Source organism: Micromonospora narathiwatensis, assembly GCF_900089605.1.
Taxonomy (GTDB): domain Bacteria; phylum Actinomycetota; class Actinomycetes; order Mycobacteriales; family Micromonosporaceae; genus Micromonospora; species Micromonospora narathiwatensis.
The window spans coordinates 1,652,729-1,671,437 of sequence record NZ_LT594324.1 but is presented as its reverse complement, the minus strand read 5'-3'; the positions used below and the strand labels follow the sequence as shown (position 1 = coordinate 1,671,437).

Sequence of the window (18,709 nt, the reverse complement as noted above, 5' to 3'; positions counted from 1 at the left end):
CGGCGGTCGGGGTGGGCGCTAGGCGCGGCGGCGGCCGACCGGGCGGGACCGGCCCCGGCGCAGGACCAGTACCGCCACGAGACCGCCGACGGTGAGGGCGAGGATGCCGGCGGTCGGCAGGATGATCCGCCAGTCACCGTCGGCCATCCGGTTCAGCGCGGTTCCGGCCGGTCCCCGCCATTGCGTGGCCGGGGTCGGCGTGGGCGCGGCCGGCGAGGCGTCCGCGGCCGCCTCCGCCTCGTCCAGCTCGCCGGGCTCGACCAGCCGGCCGACCGAGGCGTCCCGGGGCAGGGAGAAGCCCCAGTCGAGCAGCTGGGCGCCCTGCTGCCAGCCGCGTACGGGGCGGGCCTCGGCGCCGAGCAGGGTCACCACGAGGCGGCGTCCGTCGCGCTCGGCGCCGCCCACGTAGCTGTGCCGGGCCAGTTGGGTGAAGCCGGTCTTGCCGCCCAGGGCGCCCTGGTAGCGGTAGATGAGCTGGTTCTCGTTCTGGATCTGGAAGCCGCCCTTCTTCAGGGCCGGCTGGGCCGGGATCTGGGTGTGCTCGGTCAGCGCGTAGCGGCGGAACAGCGGGTTGGCGAAGCACGCCCGGCCGATCAGCGCCAGGTCGTACGCGCTGGTGAACTGTCCCTTGCCGTCCAACCCGGACGGGGTGACGGCGTGGGTCTGCCGGGCGCCGAGCCGCCGGGCCTCCTCGTTCATCGCCCGTACGCCGCCGGGCACGCCGTCCGCGCCGCCGCCGAGCCGGGCCAGCACGTTGGCGGCCTCGTTGCCGGAGTTGAGCAGCAGTCCGAGCCACACCGTCTCGACGGTGTACTTTCCGCCGACGAGCAGGCCGACCGCCGAACTGCCGGGTTCGATCTTCAGGTCGTCGGGGGTCACGGTGACCACCTGCTTCGGGTCGAGCCGGGGCAGCATGGTGGCCGCGAGCAGCAGCTTCTGCGTACTGGCCGGGGTGCCGTACTCGTGCGGGCCGCAGGCGCCCAGCACGGCTCCGGTGTCCAGGTCGGCGACCAGCCAGGTCGTGGCGGTGACGGCCGGTGGCGCGGGTGCGCCGTCCGGCGTCACCAACCCGGGCGTGTCGAGCCGCTCGCCGCCCACCACCCGGTCCGCCGCCACGTTCGCCGGCGGCACCGGCCGGGGCGGACGGGACACCTTCGGTGCCGGCGCCTTCGGGCAGGGCAGGGGGGCGCGGGCGGCCGCGGCGGGCACGGCCCGAACAGCCGGTTCCACCGGCGCGGCGTACGCGGCGGGGACGGCGGTCCCGGTGCCCAGAAGGACGGCGGCGGTGAGGGCGGCCAGAACCCGAGCTTCCATGACCAGGGAGACTAACCCGCAAGATCGCGGGGTGGTGACACCGGCGGGTTCTGCCACGCCGGGTCCACCGGCCGGTCGCGCAGGGTCACCGTCGGATCTCTCGCGGCCCGTTCAGCGCAGCCGGCGCAGCCACCGCCGCTGCCACGGGGTCTCCACCGCGCGCGGGTGGTAGCGGGCGCGTACCCAGGGCACCGCCTGCTCGGGCGCCACCCCGTCGAGCACGGCCAGGGCGGCGAGCGCGGTGCCGGTCCGGCCGACGCCGCCCCGGCAGGCGACCTCCACCCGCTCCCCGGCGTACGCCCGGCGCCACGCCTCCCGCAGGGCGTCCAGCGCGTCGGCGGGATCGCTCGGCACGAGGAAGTCGGGCCACCGGATCCGGCGGTACGGCCAGGGTGGAGTCGGTCCGGGGGCCAGGAGCAGGGCGAAGTCGGCCGGGGTGGCCGGGGCGACGAGCCGCCGCCCACGTACGGTCGCGCCACCGGGCAGCACGACGACGCCGATCCGGTCCGCCCACCGCTGCCCCGCGCTCATCCCGTCATTGTGCGCCGCGGATACGCGGTGCCCGCCGGACGGTCGTCCGGCGGGCACCCGCTCGCGGTCCGGGCCCTGCCCGGCAGGCCCAGGGTCAGCGGCCCATCCCGAAGCGGCCACGACGCCGCCAGGCCAGGGACAGCAGCACCAGCAGCGCGCCCGCGCCCGCCAGCCCACCGCCGAGCTTCATCGGCGTGCTGAGGCTCGAACCGGTCACCGGCAGGTTGCCGTCGTTGTGGGGCGGCCGGGTCGGCCGGGGCGGCAGCACGATGCCCGTGGCGCTGGCCGTGCGGCCCGAGGTCTCCCCGGTGGCGGTGAAGGTGTACCGCCCCGGCCGGTTCGGCCGGTAGGTGACGGTGAAGTTGCCGCTGCCGTCGGCGTTCACCTCGAAGTGCAGCGGCGCCGGCTGCGGCTGGGCGGACAACGGCTGCGCGTAGGCCACCGAGGCCATCGCCACCGTGGTGCCGTCGCTGCGCCGCGCCGTACCGTCGGCGGGAGCGGCGCCCGGCAACGCCGAGATGACGACGTCGATCGACACCCGCTCGTTCGCCTCGAACCCCCTGCCCCGCAGCGTGAAGCTCTCGCCGAGCCTGATGGTGGTCGGGCTGACGGTCAGGCCGGCGACCGGTGGCGGATAGACCGGTGGCTGCGGCTGTGCCGCGCCGGCCGCGGTCGGCACGGCCGCCACGGCCAGACCGACCGTGAGCGCCATGATGATGCGGGATAGCCGCATGATGGATTCCCTCCTACTGTTCACAGCTTGGTGCGGTGGCAACTTGGGTGGTCCACGGGGTGACGGTGGGGGTGAGCACCAGCTCGGGCGTGCCGCTGGCGGTCGTGCCGGTGAGCAGCGAGACGTCGAGGGTCCGGGTACGCCCCGGCTTGACCTCCACGTTCGCCACGGTCACCTGGCGGCGGCGGTCGGTCCCGCTGCCCATGGCGGTGTCCCTGCCGTCCAGCCGGCCGCCGAGCACCGTCCCGCCGGTCGGCGTGTACACGGACACGAACGTGCGGGCCGTGTACGGGTCGCCGGAGAGGGCGAGGCCGGTGACCGACTCGTCCAGACCGGACTTGGGGGCGGTGGAGTGCACTGTCACCCGCAGCCGCAGTTCCCGGCGCCCGTCCGACTGGCAGTCGCCGACCGTGAGGGTGGCCGAGAACCGCAGGTAGTAGCCGAGCTTCGCGCCGCTGCCGTCGTTGAGGAACACGCCGACCGTCGGCACGGTGTCCGTCTCGGGGAGCGTCCCGGTCAACCGGCTGTTGCCCAGGACCCGCTGCTCCTCGGGGCGGGCACTCCAGAACAATATCCGGCGTTCAGTAACAGAACGGTTGAAAACGGTCAAAAGTTCCCGGGGATCGGCCGTCTTGGTGAAGAACTCGGTGAAGACCGCCGCCGCGGCCTTCGCGAAGTAGTCGTCCTGCGCCTGCACGCCGAGGGTCCGGTAGGAGTCGCTGAGCAGCGTCCGGACCGCCGTGCTCGCGGCCAGCGCGGGTCGGCCGGGCACGGTCACCGGCCCGATCACGCCGAGCAGGTACGACAGCGCCACCGGATCCACCGCGAGGACCCCGTCCACGGTCGTGCCGGTCTTCCGGCGGACCATCTCCCGGTACAGCGCCGCCGCGGCGGGAAAGTCCGGGCTGAGGTTGACGTCCGCCGGGAACGTCCCCGGCAGGTCGGACCAGAGCGCGCGCATCTCCTGGCTCACCCGCAGCGGCGGGTCGAACCGCCCCAGCCCGGTACTCGTGCCCTGCTCGGCCAGCCGGATCCGGCCGTTCTCGGCGCTGAGCACCGCGTACGCGCCGAACATGCCCCCGGTGGATCGCAGCTCCGCGGGATTCTGGGAGACGAGCAGGTAGCGGCGGGGACCGTCGGCGCCGAGCAGCGGCGGCAGCAGGCGGGCACCCTGGTCCGCGGCGGCGGTCAGACCGGCGAGCCGATCCAGCTCGGTCCGCAGGCCGTCGAGCGCGTCCCGCACCTGCCCGACGAGGCGGCCGGACGGCACCCTCCGCAGTCGCGCGTCGGTCTCCCGCACCGCCCGGTCGGCCGCGGAGACCTCGGCGGACACCGCGCGGAGCCGGGCCAGGTCCAGGTTGCCCTGCCGGGGCACCAGCGAGGCGAGGTCGATCCGCAGCAGGGTCGGGAAGGCGAGCCGGGCGAGGTCGTCCACCGCCACGGCGATCTGGCGCACCGCGGTCAGGTCGTCCCCGGCGTACGGGGCGCGCTGGGCGACCCACCAGCCGGGGTCACCGGTCGCGCCACGGGCGGCACCGGCCTGCTCCTGGAGGGCGGCCAGGGTGCGCTGGGCCCGGCCGGCGTCCCCGCCCACGACCTGCGAACTCAGCTCCCGGGCCAGACCGGCGGCGTTGAGCAGGTGCGCCCGGGCCTGCCAGCCCCGGAAGGCGACCCAGCCGCCGGTGGTCAGCAGCAGCGAGACGACCACCAGCCCGGTGAGCAGGATCCGCCGTACGCGGACCCGGGTTTGTCGCCGGGACCTTCGCCGCCGGCGGCGCGTCACCCCGCTATCCGTCACACCACTCTCCCCACCGAACCGGACAGAATCCACCATTGATCGCTTTCTAGCACGAAACCGGCGGCCCGGGAGGCTTTATCAGGCGTTTTGGCGATTCGCGTCCTGTTCCGCGAATCGCGCTCGCCGTCACCGGCGCCGACGGCCGGCCCGCGAGGTGACGTCCTGGAGCATCTGTTCGATCCGGTCGACGCCGGCCCGCAGCGACATCTCCCGCAGGTAGGCGTCGCGTCCCCGCCGGCCCATGTCGACCCGGGCGGGCGGTGGGATCGCCGCGGCCAGCCAGAACCGGTCGGCCAGCGCGGCCCAGTCCTCCGGCGGGCAGGAGAGCCCGGCCCGGGCCCGCTCCACCACCGACGCCGTGTCGCCGCCGGCCGAGGCGACCACCGGCGAGGCGCAGGAGAGGGCCGCCTGCAGCTTCCCGGGCACCATGCCGCGCAGCTCCGGCAGGTCGCGCAACATGACGAGCTGGTAGTCGGCCGCCGCGTAGAGTTCCGGCATGTCCAGCGGCGACCGGCGTTCGACGAACCGGACGTTGTCCGCCCGCAGCTCGGCGGCGAGCCCCCGCACCCGCCGCTCCTCGGCTCCCGAGCCGACCAGGACCAGGTCCATCCGGTCGCCCAACGCCGCCGCCGCGCGCACCGCGGTCTCCAGGCCCTGGCGTACGCCGATGGTCCCGGCGTGCATGACCACGCACCGGCTGTCCCGGCGGATCAGTCGCTGGGCCGCCCGGCTCGGCTCGGTCGGCCGGAAGATCCGCTCATCGGTCCAGTTGAGCACCACCCGCACCCGGCCCGGCTCGGCGCCGCCGGAGACCACCAGTTCCCCCATGGACGGGGCGCTCACCGCTATGCCGTCGGCCTCCTGGTAGATCCGGCGCAGGGTCGCGCCGAGCCGCCCGGAGAACCGGTGGGCCTCACCGGCCCGGGTCTGCTCCTCCTCCGGCCAGATGTCCTGCACGTGCAGCACGGTCGGCACCCGGCCGAGCAACCGCAGCAGGCCGGCGGTGGCGAAGGTGACCGCCGGGAGCTGGAAGACGTACAGGGCGTCCACGTCGCCGAGGTAGCGCCGGCCGGTCAACGCCACGCTGCCGGCGAAGGAGAGCCAGCTGGCCATCCGCGTCCCCGCCGAACCGTCACCCCCGGCGTACCGGGGCACCCGGCGGACGGTCAGCCGCTCGCTGTGGGTCTGGTGCCGCCAGCGCTGCCGCCAGCCCGGATAGACGTGCCCGCCGGGGTAGTCCGGGAAGCCGGTGAGCACGCGTACCTCGTGGCCCCGGGCGGCCAGTTCCTCGGCGAGGCTGCCGGGGATGAACGCCGGCTCCGGCGGGAAGTGGTACGACAGAATGCCGATCTTCATGGTCGGACTCCCGGCGCGGCCGCACGACACCCGACGGGGCGAACCCCGTACGATGCACGCATCCCCTCTGCGTCCGGCCGCGACCGCCGGAACACCGCCGTCGCGGCGATCCGTCCCGCGACCGCGCCGACGAGAGGGGTGCAGATGGTCGACGGGATGCTCTTCGTCTGCCACGCCAACATGTGCCGGTCCCCGATGGCGGAGTACATCGCCCGCCGGCTCCTCGCCGACCTGCCGGTCAGCGTGGCCAGCGCGGGGACCGACGCCGTCGACGGTGCGGCCATGCACCCGTACGCGATCGAGGTCGCGGCCGGGACCGACGCGGACCCGGCGGCCTTCCGCACCCGCCGGCTGCGCCCCGAGCACCTCACCGGGGCCGCGCTGGTGCTGACCGCGACCCGGCGGCAACGGTCCGTCTGCACGGCGCTGGCGCCGGCCGCGCTGCACCGGACCTTCACGCTCCGCCAGTTCGGCCGGCTGGCCGCCGCGGCCGAGCTGACCGGGGCGCGCAGCAGGTCGCCGCTGCGCACCGCGGTCGAGGCGGCGGCCCGCGCCCGGGGGCGGCTGCAACCCGCCGCCCCCGACACGGACGACCTGCGCGATCCGATCGGTGGCTCACCGACCGACTTCCGACGCTGCGCCGAGGAGATCGAGCGGTCCATCCGACCCGTGCTGGCGCTCATCGGGACAGCCGGGTGAGTTCCTGGGTACGGTCGCCGACCCCGGACGCGGCGGATCCGCCGTGCCGGGCGGACCGGGCCCGGTCGGCGGGCACGGACGCCGCGGGCGGCACGACCACCTTGTACGCCTCGTACTGGTAGGCGTCCGCCTTGGCGACCTTGGCCATGTTGAGCACGCAGCCGAGCAGGCGTACCGAGACGGAGTGCAGCGCCCGCGCGGCGGCGGCCACCTGGCTGCGCGAGGTCCGCCCCTGCTGGGTGACCAGCAGCGCGCCGTCGGCCTGCACGGCCACCACGACACCGTCGGTGACGGCGAGCAGCGGCGCGGTGTCGATGATCACGATGTCCGCCGACTCCCGCAGTGCCACCAGCAGGTCCGCCATCGCCTTGGACCCGAGCAGCTCGCTGGGGTTGGGCGGGGTCGCGCCGCTGGGCAGGACCAGCAGCGACTTGTCGCCCCACCGCTGCACCACGTCGCCGACCTGGACGTCGCCCACCAGCACGTCGGTGAGGCCCACCCCACCGTCCAGGCCGAGGTAGTCGGCCACCTTGGGCCGGCGCAGGTCGGCGTCGATGAGCAGCACCCGCCAGCCCGCCTCGGCCAGCGCGATGGCGGTGTTGCAGGCCATGGTGGTCTTCCCCTCGCCCTGCAGGGCGCTGGTGACCGCGATGACCCGGGCCGGCTCGTGCACGTCGACGAAGCGCAGGTTGGTCCGCAGTTTGCGGACCGCCTCGGCGCGCGGCGAGTTGGCTGCCTCGCCGACGATCAGCGGGGCCGACTTGGCGCCGGCCTCGAACGGGATCTCGCCGAGCAGCGGGCTGCCGGTCACCCGCTGGAGCGCGGCCGCGTCCCGCATCCGGACGTCGGCCATCCCGCGCAGCACGGCCAGTCCCGCGCCGAGCAGCAGGCCGAGCAGGCCGCCGATGACCAGGTTCTTCACCGGCTGCGGCGACACCGGGCTGGAGGTCACCCGCGGACCGCTCACCACTTCGAGCTTGATCGGCGGCGACTTGCCGTCCGGGGGCGTCTCCACCTTCTGCACCAGCTCGACGAACTTCGCGGAGAGCGCCTCGGTGGTCTTGAGGGCCCGGGTCTGGTCGGTGTCGGTGAAGGTGGCCTTCAGCAGGACCGTGCCGGCCTCGGTGGAGGTGCTGATCCGACTCTGCACCTGGTCGGCGGTGAGGCCGAGCGGACTCTCCGACACCACGCCCTGCGCCAGCCGGTCGCTGGTGAGCAGGTCGGCGTAGGACTTGACCCGCTGCTGGAGGAAGAGGCCGCCCTGGTAGGCGTCGGTGACGCCCTGGCTGGGCGTGGTGACGAAGAAGGTCACCGAGGCCTGGTAGCGGGGCGGGGTGCGAACCGTGATGAGCGCGGCGGTCGCCAGGGCGAGCATCACCGTGATCAGGACGATCCACCAGTGCCGTCGGATCAGGCGCAGGTAACTGAGAACGTCCATCACGTTCCCCCTCGCGACACGCCGACCAGCCCATGAAACTGCACGAAAGCCCCCTAAAACGCCCACTACACGTGTCAGGATCCAAAACGCCTATCCGTCACGGTAAGCGCCCCGACGAATGTAAACGACCAGAAGCGCATAGACGGTCTAAATCCTTCCATTTCCGGATCCGACGTAGAGGGCAACCATGGATCGCGAAGCCATCGCCGCCGAAAATGCCGCTCGACCCCGCGCCCGGGTCACCCGCCACGCGGCCACCCTTTCCCTGTTAACGCTGGACACCGCTGCCTGGTGCGGGGGATTTCTGGGGGCGGCCTGGACCCGCTACGAATTCGAGCTCACCGCCCGCGACTGCGCGCGGGTGCTGGCCGTCGCGCTCGCCTGCGCCGCGATCCACGCGGCGCTGACCCTGCTGCGCTTCCGGACGCACGGACGCCACCCGATCGGCAGCGCCGGCGAGGCCCGCCGGCTGGCCAGCACCGCGGCCGTCGCCGCGCTGGTGACACTGGCCGGCCTGCTGCCGTGGACCCAGCACCCGGTGCCGATCACCACCCCGCTGGTGGGCGGCACCGTCGCCCTGGTGCTGATGGCCACCGGGCGTGCCGCGTGGCGGGCGCGCCAGGAACGACACCGCCGACCGGTACGCAGCACCGAGCGGTGCCTCGTCTACGGCGTGGACGCCGCGAGCGAGCGGTTGGTGCGGGCGCTGCTCGGCGACCCGCAGAGCCGCTACCTGCCGGTCGGCCTGCTCGACGACGATCCCGACAATCGGCGGCTACGCCTGTTCGGGGTGCGCGTGCTCGGCGGCCGGGAGCAGATCGGCGCGGCGGTGCGGGACACCGGGGCCCGTACGGTTATCTTCTCGATGAGCGGCGCCGACGCCGAACTGTTGCGCGACGTCCGCGGTCGCACCCTGCAGGCCGGCGCCGCGTTCAAGGTGCTGCCCCCGGTACGTGAGCTGCTGGACCGTCCGGTCGCGGTCACCGATGTCCGGGACATGCAGATCACCGACCTGCTCGGCCGGGCGCACCGGGTCGCCGAGCTGGCCGTGGAACGCAACGGCCTGGCCGGCCGCCGGGTCCTGGTCACCGGGGCCGGCGGCTCGATCGGCTCGGAGCTGTGCCGGCAGATCGCCCGCTGCGAGCCGGACGAGCTGATGATGCTCGACCGGGACGAGTCGGCGCTGCACGCCCTCCAGATGTCGCTGCACGGCCGGGCGCTGCTGGACGGCCCCGAGCTGATCCTGGCGGACATCCGGGACGCGGCGGGCATCGCCCGGATCATCGCCGACCGGCAGCCGGACGTGGTCTTCCACGCGGCGGCCCTCAAGCACCTCACGATGCTCCAACGGCATCCCGGCGAGGCGATCATGACCAACGTCTGGGGCACCCTCAACGTGCTGGAGGCGTGCCGAGACGTCGCCCAGTTCGTCAACATCTCCACCGACAAGGCGGCCAATCCGGTCAGCGTCCTGGGCCACACCAAGCGGATCACCGAGCGGCTCACCGCCCACTACGCCAAGCAGCTCGGCGGGTCGTCGTACCTGAGCGTCCGCTTCGGCAACGTGCTCAGCAGCCGGGGTTCGGTGCTGACCGCGTTCCAGGCCCAGATCCGGGCCGGGGTGCCGATCACCGTCACGCACCCGGACGTGACGCGCTACTTCATGACCGTCCAGGAGGCGGTGCACCTGGTGCTCCAGGCGGCCAGCATCGGTCGGGGCGGCGAGGCGCTGGTGCTCGACATGGGCGAGCCGGTACGCATCGCCGACGTCGCCCGCCGACTCGCCGCCGAGGCGGACGCCCCGGTCGACATCGTCTACACCGGGCTGCGGCCGGGCGAGAAGCTGCACGAGCACCTCTTCGGCGCCGACGAGACGGACCGCCGGCCGCTGCACCCGCTCATCTCGCACGTCCGCGTGCCGGCGCTCTCCCCCGAGGAGGTACGCGGCCTGGACCCGTACGCCGACCCGGACGAACTGATCAAGCGGCTCGCGGCGCTCTGCCAGGGCGTCGGCGCGTCGCTGACGATGCTGCCCGGTCAGCGCTGAGGCGGCGGCGGGCCGCCGCGTCCGGGACGTCTCACCGTTCTGATTCGCGGCGGCGCCGCCGGCCCGGATAGGATCGGACACGGTGTGCCGGGAAGTCTGGTCGGCGTTGTCCCCGACAACCCCGACCTCCCGAGGTGACACCGCATGGCCGACCCTGTTCCGACGTCCCGCCGGCCCGAGCGCCTGCTGGCCCGCCGATCCTGGCCGGAGGCGCGTTTTCTGGCCGACGTGCTGCGCACCGAAACGGTCGGCGGCGGCCTGCTGCTGCTCGGCGCGGTGATCGCGCTGATCTGGGCCAACTCGCCCTGGCGTGCCGCGTACGCCGCCCTCTCCGACTGGGTGCCGTGGCCCGGCGGGGCGCCGCTGCACCTGGACCTCGACCTGGCCACCTGGGCCGCCGACGGGCTGCTCGCGATCTTCTTCTTCGTGGTCGGCCTGGAGTTGAAGCGCGAGTTCGTCGCCGGTGACCTGCGGGATCCCCGGCGGGCCGCGCTGCCCGTGGTGGCCGCCCTGGGCGGCATGGCGCTGCCCGCCCTGTGCTACGTCGCGGTGGCCCTCGCCGCGGGCGGGGCGGGACTGCGCGGTTGGGCCATCCCCACCGCCACCGACATCGCGTTCGCGCTGGCCGTGCTGGCCGTCGTCAGTTCCCACCTGCCGCAGGGCCTACGCGCGTTCCTGCTCACCCTCGCGGTGGTCGACGACCTCTTCGCGATCATCATCATCGCGGTCTTCTACACCGCCGACTTCCACGTCCTGCCGCTGCTCGGGGCGCTCGTGCCGATCGCCGTCTTCGCCCTGCTCGTGCGGCGGCGCCCGACCTGGTGGTGGGCGCTCCTGCCGCTCGCCGGGCTCGCCTGGGGCCTGGTGCACGCCTCCGGGGTGCACGCCACGGTCGCCGGGGTGCTGCTCGGCTTCACCGTCCCGGTGCTGGCCGGGCGGGGCGGCGGGCCGGGGGCGGCCGGAGACGACGGGCCGGGCACGGCCGGGCCTGGGCTGGCCGAGCGGCTGGAGCACCGGTGGCGCCCGGTCTCGGCCGGCCTGGCGGTGCCGGTCTTCGCGTTCTTCGCCGCCGGCGTGTCGCTGGTCGACGTGGACCTGGCCAGCGTGCTCACCGACCCGGTGGTGCTCGGGGTGGTCGCCGGGCTGGTGCTCGGCAAGACCATCGGCGTGTTCGGCTCGACGTTCCTGCTCGCCCGGTTCACCCGCGCCGAACTCGACGAGGACATCACCTGGGCTGACCTGTTCGGGCTGGCGCTGCTGGCCGGCATCGGCTTCACCGTCTCGCTGCTCATCGGCGAGCTGGCCTTCGGGGCGGGCAGCCCCGAGGACGACCGGGTGAAGGCGGCCGTCCTGCTCGGGTCGATGGTCTCCGCCGCGCTCGCCTCCGGCGTGCTGCTGCGACGCAACCGGGTCTACCGGCGGATCACGGAACGGGAGAGCCGGGACTCCGACGGCGACGGCGTGCCGGACGTCTACCAGGAGGAGTCCGCGTAACGCGGGCCGGTACGCCGATCAGCGCCGGTGTTCGGCCGTACGCTCCTGCTCGGGCTCCTCCGGCCCCTCGGTCTCCTCCTCCACCGCCTCGGCGTACGGCTCCATCAGGTCGTCGGCCGGCACCGCGATCCACTCGGTCTTGTCCCGCTCGTCGGGGCGCCCGCCGGGCGGTGGCTCCGGAGCCGTGGGGTCACCGGCGAAGCCGTACTCGTTGGGCTCGTCGTGCCTGCTCATGGGCTGGACCTCCCGCTCGTACGCCAGTTTCGCCTCTCGTGGGTCACGCTATGCGGTGCTCTGCCCCGCCGCAGCGCGCCGGAGATGTTCGTACCCCGGGGCGGACACGATCACGCCCGCCCGGGCGGTTCCGCCGCCACGCCCCGCGTCGGGCCGGGGCGGCGGAACCCGCGCGGGCTCAGGTCAGCTTGGTGACCGCCTCGAGGACCAGCCAGAGGCCGGTGACGGCGAACAGGACCGCGGCGCCGTACCGGATGAACCTCTCCGGCAGGTGCCGGCCGAGCAGCCGACCCACCATGATCGCCAGCGCGTCGGCGGCCACCATGCCGAGGGTCGAGCCGAGCCAGGTGCCGAACCAGCCGTACTTGGTGGCCAGGGTGATGGTGGCCAACATCGTCTTGTCGCCCAGCTCGGCCAGGAAGAACGCGACGCCGACGGCGATGACGGCGTTGCGGCTGCTCTTCTCCGCCTTGCGCTTCTCCTCCTCGGTGAGCTTGTCGCCGCGCAGGGTCCACGCGCCGAAGCCGAGGAACGCCACACCGGCGATGAGCGAGATCCAGGTGGTGGGCAGCGCGGCGTGCAGTCCGTACCCGATCCCCACCGACGCCAGGTGCACGATCGCGGTGGCGACCGTGATGCCGATGAGCACCGGTACGGGCTTGAACCGCGTGGCGAACGTCAGGGCCATGAGCTGGGACTTGTCGCCCAGCTCGGCGACGAAGATGACGCCGAAGCTGACCAGCAGCGCGACGAGGAAACCGTCCATCCGAAACCTTCCCGATCAAGCCGGGAGGAGGTACGGGGCGCCCTCGACCCGGCTACGACAGCCTGAGTCGAAGGTCTCGCCCGCCCCGGGGACCGGGGCCGCGTGGCCGGATGCGAGTGCATCAGTATGTCGACCACGACATTGGGGGCTACTCCCCTTCGCACCGCCCAGCCTAGCCCACCGTCCGGGCCGGGCCGCCGCGGGGGAAGCGTCGGTCCCGGGACGGCTCAGTCGGCCCGGGCGAGGGTGACGCCGAACAGCCCGTCGGGATCGGTCCAGTACGCCTGCCGCTCGAACCCGGCGTCGGCCAGCTCCGCCGCCGCCCCCTCCGGCCGGAACTTCGCCGAGATCTCGGTACGCAGCTCCTCGCCGGCGGCGAACTCGACGTCCAGGCCCAGCACGTGCACCCGCATCGGGTGTTCGGCGCGCAGCCGCATCTCGATCCACTCGTGCTCCGGGTCCCAGACCGCCACGTGGGTGAACGCCTCCGGATCGAAGTCGGCGCCCAGCTCCCGGTTGATCACGCGGAGCACGTTGCGGTTGAACTCGGCGGTCACCCCGGCCGCGTCGTCGTACGCGGGCACGATCACCTCCGGGTCCTTGACCAGGTCGGTGCCGATCAGCAGCCAGTCGCCGGCCTCCAGGGCGGCGCGCATGGCGGTGAGGAACTCGGCCCGCTCCACCGGGAGCAGGTTGCCGATGGTGCCGCCGAGGAACACCACCAGCCGCCGGCCGCCGGTGGGCAGCCGGTCCAGTTGCCGGGTGAAGTCGCCGACGATGCCGCGTACCCGCAGGCCGGGGTATTCGGCGGCGATCTGCCGGGTGGACTGGCGCAGCGCGCTGACCGAGACGTCCAGCGGCACGAAGGTGCCCAGCTCGCCGTGCCGGGTGAAGGCGTCCAGCAGCAACCGGGTCTTGTCCGACGAGCCGGACCCCAGCTCGATCAGCGTCTTCGCGCCGGTCAGCTCGACGATCTCGTCGGCGTGCTCGGCCAGCACGGCCCGCTCGGCCCGGGTCGGGTAGTACTCCGGCAGCCGGGTGATCTCCTCGAAGAGCTCACTGCCCCGGGCGTCGTAGAACCACTTCGGCGGCAGCCACTTCGGCCGCGCCGTCAGCCCGAACCGGACGTCCTCCCGCAGGTCGCGGCCGAGGTCCTGCTCCTCCAGGTAGATCTCCAGTGGCTCCGCGCTCATGAGCTGTCCCTTCCGTTGCCCGAACTCCGGTCCCCGCGGGGAGAGCGTCACGCCCGGCGACCGCCAGGTCCCGGCTGTGCAGCCCGGTCGCGGTGGCCACCACCAACCGCCCGTCCGGCACCGCCCGCCAGCCCGGGTCGTCGTCGAGGGGTTCCGAGGCCAGCAGCACCGACTCCGGGGTACGCCGGACCGACAGCGCGTGCCCGGCCACGCTGGCCACCACGGTCACGCCGTCGGTGAGCAGCAGGTTCAACCGCGACCCGGGGGCGGCGGCGGCGACCGCCGCGACGGTCCCGGCCACCGCTGCCGCCGGATCCTCGCCGGCCCGCAGCCGGTGCCGGACCAGCGCCCAGAGCAGCGCCGCGTCGGTCGGCGCGTCCAGCGTCAGCAGGTCGCGGACCGGCAGCCCGGCGGCGAGCGGCACCACCGTGTCCGGCCAGCCCCGGACCACGCCGTTGTGGCTGAACAACCAGCGCCCCTCGGCGAACGGCGCGGCGGCCGTCTCCTGCACGGGCATGCCGACCGTGGCGGACCGGACAGCGGCCAGCACCGCGCCGGCGACCGTCACCGCGGCCAGCTCCGGCAGGGTGGTGTCGCTCCACAGCGGCCGCGCCCGCCGGTAGCGCACCGGGTCGCCGCCGCCCGGGTACCAGCCGATCCCGAAGCCGTCCGCGTTGATCGTGCCGCCACCGCGCATGTCCCGGGGCGCCCAGGACTGCCGCGGCAGCCCGTACGGCGGGTCGTACAGCAGGCTCCGCAGGCTGACCGGCGGACCGAGGTACGCCAGGTGGCGGCACATCAGGCAGCACCGTCACTCACGGTTGCGCCGCCTCCTCCGGCCGGGTGTCCCGGGCGCAGCGGAAGCCGCTGAAGATCTGCCGGCGGATCGGGTAGTCCCAGTTACGGAACGTGCCCCGGCAGGCCGCCCGGTCGGTGCCGAACGAGCCGCCGCGCAGCACCCGGTAGTCGTCGCCGAAGAAAACCTCGGAGTATTCGCGGTAGGGAAAGGCGACGAAGCCCGGATGCCCCCGGAAGGTGCTCGCGGTCCACTCCCAGACGTCGCCGACGAGCTGGTGCACGCCCAGCGGCGACGCGCCCGCCGGGTACGCCCCCACCGGCGCCGGCCACAGGTGCCGCTGGCCCAGGTTGGCGTGCTCGACCGTCGGGTCCTCGTCGCCCCACGGATAGCGCCGGGACCGGCCGGTCGCCGGGTCCCACCGGGCCGCCTTCTCCCACTCCGCCTCGGTCGGCAGCCGACGGCCGGCCCAGGCCGCGTACGCCGCCGCCTCGTACCAGCAGACGTGCACCACCGGCTCGTCGTCGCGGACCGGCGACCACCGGCCGAACCGGCGGTACGCCCAGCCGTCGCCGTCCGGCCGCCAGTGCATCGGCGCGCTCAGCCCCGCCTCGACGCGGTGCCGCCAGCCCGCCGCGCTCCACCAGCGCGGCTCGTCGTAGCCGCCGTCGGCGACGAAGGCCCGGTACTGCCCGTTGGTGACCGGTGCCGCGTCGATGGCGTACGCCGGCAGCTCGACGGTGTGCGCGGGGCGTTCGTTGTCCAGCGCCCACGGGTCGGTCGAGGTGCCCATGGTGAACGGCCCGGCCGGCACCAGCACCTCGCCGGCCACCCGGGCGCGCGGCTCGGGCGGCGGCGGTGCGTCCAGCACCGGCACCCCGGCGCGTAGCTGGTGGGTGGCGAGCATGGTCTCGTCGTGCTGCTGCTCGTGCTGCACGATCATCCCGAACGCGAAGCCGTCCTCGACCAGCCTCCGATCGGTGAACCGGACACCGTCGAGCAGGTCGTAGACCTTGTCCCGCACGGTACGCACGTACGCCCGCGCCTCGGCCGGGGGCAGCAGCGGCAGCGACGGGCGGTCCCGGCGCGGCTGTTTGAACGCGTCGTACAGGTCGTCGATGTCGCGGCGCACCGGCTCACGGCCGCCGACGTCGCGCACCAGCCACAGTTCCTCCTGGTTGCCGACGTGGGCCAGGTCCCACACCAGCGGCGACATCAGCGTGGAGTGCTGCCGCATCAGGTCGTCGTCGTCCACCGCGTCGGTCAGCAGGGCGGTACGGGACCGGGTACGGTCCAACTCCGCCGCGATCCGGCTGCGCAGCGGCTCGCTGTCCGTACCCGGCCGCCCGGTCGTGGTCACCGGTGCCTCCTCTCCAGGGCGGCGCGACGCCGCCGGATCTCTCGGCTCGCCTCCTCGTGGCTCCCGGCCGGCAGGTCCAGCCCGGGCAGGGCAGCCAGGGCCAGCTCGAACAGCGCCGCCGCGGCGTCGGCCAGCGGACGGTCGGCCAGCCCGTACCGGGCGGCGTCGTGCCAGCGGTCGGCGACCGGCGCGGCGGCGGCCAGCGCCTCCCGGGTGGTGACCGGGCCGGCGAAGAGCGCGGCCAGCACCGCGAGCGGCACCGTCCACGCCCGGCCCGGTTGGGCGTCCAGGTAGCGGATCTCCAGGTAGCCACGGGGGCGTACCGGCGGGAAGAGGGTGCTGACGTGGTACTCCAGGTCGTCGGTGGTCGGCGGGCGGGGCAGCGCCCCGGCCAGCCAGTCGGCGAAGGTGACGCCGGCCGGCGGCGTCCAGTCCGGGCCCTCGTCGCGCACGCAGAGCAGCGGCGCGGCGAGCGCGTACTCGGTCCAGGCGGCGACCGGATCGCGGTCGGGGCGGTCGGGCGACCAGACCGGGCCGGTCCGCGCCGGGTCGATGGCCAGCCAGGCGGCCATCCGCGTGGAGGCCCATCCGGTACGCCGACCCGCGTGCCGGTCCGCGGTGGCGAACGCGGCCAGCAGCGGCGGACCGACGGCGTGGGCGGTGGCCCACCGCTGCGCCAACCGCTCCGGCTCTCCCGCGTCGAGACAGACCTGGAGGCCGGCGGTGCTGTACATCATGGCCCGACCGGCCAGGCCACGCCGGTCGAAGACGCACCGCATGGCCCGGTAGCGGGGCGTTTCCACCACCGGGAGCGGGGGCCGCCAGGGATCCATCCCGGTCCCGCCCAGGACGAGACCGTCGGCGTGCAGGGCGGCGGTGAGTTCGGCGATGTCGGCCTCGGTGGCCAGGATCAACGCGGCGACCGAGGGTCGCGGCGCGGAGGAGATCTCCACCTGCCCGCCCGGCTCCACGGTCACGGCGCCGCCGTGCCGGAGTCTCTGGGCGGGGCTGGTGGGGTCGATGGTGACGGGGCTGTGCCGCCCCAGCGCCCGGCGCAGTCGCTCGCGGTCGACCGGGCGGGTCGGGTCCGCGGCGTCGTGCACCGTCCATTCCAGCTCGACACCGGTCAGGGTGGGCGGGCCGGTCTTGAAGCAGATCCTGGCGAGATATCCGGCCGCCGCGGCCTCGTCCCGCAGGACGGTGGCCCGGTCCAACTCCGGCGACATCACCAAGAGACAGCTCCTCTCTCCAGGTGGCGGCCGCTGCGTCGGCCGGGACGCGCACCGTCACCGGCCACACACGGTCCCACCATCATGTGTCTAGCAGACGGAATCCGCGCGTCCGGAGAGATGAATATTTGTCCGGAATCCGGTGGCCTCGGGGATCAGCCGTCGTCCGGCTTTCCGGTGTCCTTGGCGGGGCTCGCCTTCGCCTTGCCCTGGGCGGACCGGGTGGGGTTGGCGTTCGACGACGGGTGGCCGGTCGCCTCCGGTACGAGCCGGAGGCAGTACGCCTCGACCTGGTCGGCGCCGCCGGCGGCGGTGACCAGGTCGGCGAAGCCCGGTGTCTCCAGCGCCCGGGCCCGCTGCTTGGCCGACTTCGACAGGTACGCCCGGCAGTGGCCGGCGAGATTCCCCGGCTGCGCCGGCCGGCCGGCATCGGCGGACCCGGTCGGATCGGGTTCGGCCGACGGTGTCGCGGCGCCGGTGGTCGGGCTCGCCTCCCGGGTCTGCGCCGGCATGGTCGAGCTACCCGTGCCGGTGCTGCCGGCGGTGGCGCCGCCGGCGGTCGTCGACGCGGGCGGCGGCGACGGGACCCCGGACCGGTCCAGGTTCACCGCGGCGACGGCGACCCCGGCGGTGGCGACGGCGGTGAGTCCGGCCGCCCAGGCCGCCACGCCGACCCGGAAGCGTCCCCTCCGGGGAGCCCGTGCCGGTCGCGCCGGCGGGTTCACCCGGGCCGCCCGGAACGCGGCGAGCGCCTGCTCCTCTCCGCGCAGTTCGGTCGAGTCGGCCGGGGCGGTCGCCGCGGCGAGCAGCCGGGCCAGCGGGTCGACCCCGGGCGACGGTGCCCGCCCGGCGCGGGCCGCGTCGAGCAAACGCTCGGACTCCGCCCGGTCGGCGGGCCGGTCGGGCCGGCGAAAGTTCATCCCAATCCCCTCAGCGTCATCCGTCCGCCGGCTCCGCCTTCGGCGCGGTCGGCGCCTGCCGCCCCCGGCCGGTACGGGGGTGGGGCGGGGTGGTCTCCGCGGCCCGGTCGGTCGGTCGTCCGGCGTCGGAGCGTTCCAGGAGCGAGGCGAGACGGCGCAGGCCCCGGTGTGCGGCGGTACGGACAGCTCCCGCGCGCCGGCCGAGAACCCGCCCGGCGCTCTCCGCGTCGAGTCCGATCACGGCCCGCAGCAGGACCGCTTCCGCCTCCCGGGGCGGCAGGGTCGCGATCAGCGCCAGCGCGGACTCGGTGCCGATGGTCTCGCCGGCCCGCTCGGCCGTGTCGGCGTCCCCGGCCAGCCCGCTGAGCGCCTGGACCGGCACCGGCAGGGACGGCCGCCGCCGCTGCCGACGCAGATGGTCCATCGCCCGATTGCGTGCGATGGTGACCGTCCAGGCCCGGAACTCCCCGCCCGTGAAGGTGGGCAGGTCACGGGAGATCTGTAACCAGGCCTCGGACGCGACGTCCTCGGCGTCCCCGCCCACCAGCGCGGTGAGATAGCGCAGCAGGCCGGGCTGGAGGCTGCGGTAGAGGAAGCGGAAGGCGTCCTCGTCGCCCGCCTGCGCCGCGGCGACCGCCTCGCTCAGCTCACCGGTCATGGACCCGCCGTCTCCGCCCTGCCGAACCCCCGGGCCGGAGCGTGCCGGTGCCGGTGTACCCGCGCATTCGACCGGTCGGGTGACCGGATCACCACCCGCACCACCAGCCCCCCGCTGATTTGATCGGCGTTCGACGCGAAACC

At 74.3% G+C, this 18,709-nt stretch carries 16 protein-coding genes and 1 pseudogene; 3 read left to right on the top strand and 14 right to left on the bottom strand.

All coding sequences use genetic code 11. The features are described from left to right. Positions 1 to 18: 18 nt before the first annotated feature. The 5 genes from GA0070621_RS07550 to GA0070621_RS07530 all read right to left on the bottom strand — a co-directional run bounded on the left by GA0070621_RS07550 (position 19) and on the right by GA0070621_RS07530 (position 5,732). The gene (locus tag GA0070621_RS07550) at positions 19 to 1,314 is read right to left on the bottom strand and encodes a D-alanyl-D-alanine carboxypeptidase family protein (RefSeq protein ID WP_091192615.1); all 1,296 of its coding nucleotides are present in this window, start codon (positions 1,312 to 1,314) and stop codon (positions 19 to 21) included. A gap of 111 nt (positions 1,315 to 1,425) precedes the next feature. Beyond that, the gene (locus GA0070621_RS07545) at positions 1,426 to 1,845 is read right to left on the bottom strand and encodes a protein-tyrosine phosphatase family protein (protein ID WP_091192613.1); all 420 of its coding nucleotides are present in this window, start codon (positions 1,843 to 1,845) and stop codon (positions 1,426 to 1,428) included. A 94-nt stretch (positions 1,846 to 1,939) separates the two neighbouring features. Continuing rightward, positions 1,940 to 2,578 (bottom strand): hypothetical protein, encoded by a 639-nt coding sequence (locus tag GA0070621_RS07540; RefSeq protein ID WP_091192611.1) that lies wholly within the window; start codon positions 2,576 to 2,578, stop codon positions 1,940 to 1,942. Between the two features lie 13 nt (positions 2,579 to 2,591). Next, the gene (locus GA0070621_RS07535; protein ID WP_167666686.1) at positions 2,592 to 4,361 is read right to left on the bottom strand and encodes a DUF4012 domain-containing protein; all 1,770 of its coding nucleotides are present in this window, start codon (positions 4,359 to 4,361) and stop codon (positions 2,592 to 2,594) included. A 141-nt stretch (positions 4,362 to 4,502) separates the two neighbouring features. After that, positions 4,503 to 5,732, bottom strand: coding sequence for a glycosyltransferase family 4 protein (locus GA0070621_RS07530; RefSeq protein WP_091192608.1), 1,230 nt, complete (start codon positions 5,730 to 5,732; stop codon positions 4,503 to 4,505). 144 nt (positions 5,733 to 5,876) lie between these two features. On the opposite strand from GA0070621_RS07530, the gene GA0070621_RS07525 reads away from it, so the two are divergent. Continuing rightward, on the top strand, positions 5,877 to 6,431 hold the full coding sequence (locus GA0070621_RS07525; RefSeq protein ID WP_091202149.1) for an arsenate reductase/protein-tyrosine-phosphatase family protein: 555 nt from the start codon (positions 5,877 to 5,879) through the stop codon (positions 6,429 to 6,431). Here GA0070621_RS07525 and GA0070621_RS07520 read toward each other — a convergent pair. Then, positions 6,412 to 7,869, bottom strand: coding sequence for a polysaccharide biosynthesis tyrosine autokinase (locus tag GA0070621_RS07520; protein ID WP_091192606.1), 1,458 nt, complete (start codon positions 7,867 to 7,869; stop codon positions 6,412 to 6,414). The two genes, GA0070621_RS07525 and GA0070621_RS07520, sit on opposite strands and share 20 nt — an antisense overlap. Positions 7,870 to 8,056: 187 nt before the next feature. On the opposite strand from GA0070621_RS07520, the gene GA0070621_RS07515 reads away from it, so the two are divergent. Together GA0070621_RS07515 and nhaA are read left to right on the top strand one after the other, a co-directional pair. Beyond that, positions 8,057 to 9,916 (top strand): nucleoside-diphosphate sugar epimerase/dehydratase, encoded by a 1,860-nt coding sequence (locus tag GA0070621_RS07515; protein WP_091192604.1) that lies wholly within the window; start codon positions 8,057 to 8,059, stop codon positions 9,914 to 9,916. A 144-nt stretch (positions 9,917 to 10,060) separates the two neighbouring features. Beyond that, a complete protein-coding gene (nhaA, locus tag GA0070621_RS07510; protein ID WP_091192603.1) occupies positions 10,061 to 11,410 on the top strand; it encodes a Na+/H+ antiporter NhaA in 1,350 nt (449 codons plus the stop codon). Positions 11,411 to 11,428: 18 nt separating this feature from the next. Here nhaA and GA0070621_RS07505 read toward each other — a convergent pair whose 3' ends face one another. From GA0070621_RS07505 to GA0070621_RS07470, 8 genes and pseudogenes are all read right to left on the bottom strand, one after another. Then, positions 11,429 to 11,644: a hypothetical protein gene (locus GA0070621_RS07505; protein ID WP_091192602.1), complete on the bottom strand. Its 216-nt coding sequence runs from the start codon at positions 11,642 to 11,644 to the stop codon at positions 11,429 to 11,431. 178 nt (positions 11,645 to 11,822) lie between these two features. Next, on the bottom strand, positions 11,823 to 12,410 hold the full coding sequence (locus GA0070621_RS07500) for a TMEM165/GDT1 family protein (protein WP_091192600.1): 588 nt from the start codon (positions 12,408 to 12,410) through the stop codon (positions 11,823 to 11,825). Positions 12,411 to 12,637: 227 nt separating this feature from the next. Next, positions 12,638 to 13,603 carry an L-histidine N(alpha)-methyltransferase gene (gene egtD / locus GA0070621_RS07495; protein WP_091192599.1) on the bottom strand — a complete coding sequence of 322 codons (966 nt, stop codon included), beginning with the start codon at positions 13,601 to 13,603 and terminating at the stop codon, positions 12,638 to 12,640. A gap of 79 nt (positions 13,604 to 13,682) precedes the next feature. Continuing rightward, positions 13,683 to 14,402 (bottom strand): annotated as a pseudogene (egtC, locus tag GA0070621_RS30395) (ergothioneine biosynthesis protein EgtC); the annotation flags it as partial. Between the two features lie 16 nt (positions 14,403 to 14,418). Continuing rightward, a complete protein-coding gene (egtB, locus tag GA0070621_RS07485; protein ID WP_091192598.1) occupies positions 14,419 to 15,759 on the bottom strand; it encodes an ergothioneine biosynthesis protein EgtB in 1,341 nt (446 codons plus the stop codon). Beyond that, positions 15,756 to 16,991 (bottom strand): ergothioneine biosynthesis glutamate--cysteine ligase EgtA, encoded by a 1,236-nt coding sequence (egtA, locus tag GA0070621_RS07480; protein WP_091192596.1) that lies wholly within the window; start codon positions 16,989 to 16,991, stop codon positions 15,756 to 15,758. The genes egtB and egtA overlap by 4 nt, the downstream gene beginning before the upstream one ends. Positions 16,992 to 17,143: 152 nt before the next feature. Continuing rightward, a complete protein-coding gene (locus GA0070621_RS07475) occupies positions 17,144 to 17,908 on the bottom strand; it encodes a hypothetical protein (RefSeq protein WP_091192595.1) in 765 nt (254 codons plus the stop codon). A gap of 16 nt (positions 17,909 to 17,924) precedes the next feature. Next, positions 17,925 to 18,566, bottom strand: coding sequence for an RNA polymerase sigma factor (locus GA0070621_RS07470; RefSeq protein ID WP_091192593.1), 642 nt, complete (start codon positions 18,564 to 18,566; stop codon positions 17,925 to 17,927). Positions 18,567 to 18,709 lie beyond the last annotated feature (143 nt).

Excerpts from the sequence above, each read along its gene's own strand:
- GA0070621_RS07550 (WP_091192615.1), bottom strand. The coding sequence starts at position 1,314 with ATGGAAGCTCGGGTTCTGGCCGCCCTCACCGCCGCCGTCCTTCTGGGC.
- GA0070621_RS07545 (WP_091192613.1), bottom strand. The coding sequence starts at position 1,845 with ATGAGCGCGGGGCAGCGGTGGGCGGACCGGATCGGCGTCGTCGTGCTG.
- GA0070621_RS07540 (WP_091192611.1), bottom strand. The coding sequence starts at position 2,578 with ATGCGGCTATCCCGCATCATCATGGCGCTCACGGTCGGTCTGGCCGTG.
- GA0070621_RS07530 (WP_091192608.1), bottom strand. The coding sequence starts at position 5,732 with ATGAAGATCGGCATTCTGTCGTACCACTTCCCGCCGGAGCCGGCGTTC.
- GA0070621_RS07525 (WP_091202149.1), top strand. The coding sequence starts at position 5,877 with ATGGTCGACGGGATGCTCTTCGTCTGCCACGCCAACATGTGCCGGTCC.
- GA0070621_RS07520 (WP_091192606.1), bottom strand. The coding sequence starts at position 7,869 with ATGGACGTTCTCAGTTACCTGCGCCTGATCCGACGGCACTGGTGGATC.
- GA0070621_RS07515 (WP_091192604.1), top strand. The coding sequence starts at position 8,057 with ATGGATCGCGAAGCCATCGCCGCCGAAAATGCCGCTCGACCCCGCGCC.
- nhaA (WP_091192603.1), top strand. The coding sequence starts at position 10,061 with ATGGCCGACCCTGTTCCGACGTCCCGCCGGCCCGAGCGCCTGCTGGCC.
- GA0070621_RS07505 (WP_091192602.1), bottom strand. The coding sequence starts at position 11,644 with ATGAGCAGGCACGACGAGCCCAACGAGTACGGCTTCGCCGGTGACCCC.
- GA0070621_RS07500 (WP_091192600.1), bottom strand. The coding sequence starts at position 12,410 with ATGGACGGTTTCCTCGTCGCGCTGCTGGTCAGCTTCGGCGTCATCTTC.
- egtD (WP_091192599.1), bottom strand. The coding sequence starts at position 13,603 with ATGAGCGCGGAGCCACTGGAGATCTACCTGGAGGAGCAGGACCTCGGC.
- GA0070621_RS07475 (WP_091192595.1), bottom strand. The coding sequence starts at position 17,908 with ATGAACTTTCGCCGGCCCGACCGGCCCGCCGACCGGGCGGAGTCCGAG.
- GA0070621_RS07470 (WP_091192593.1), bottom strand. The coding sequence starts at position 18,566 with ATGACCGGTGAGCTGAGCGAGGCGGTCGCCGCGGCGCAGGCGGGCGAC.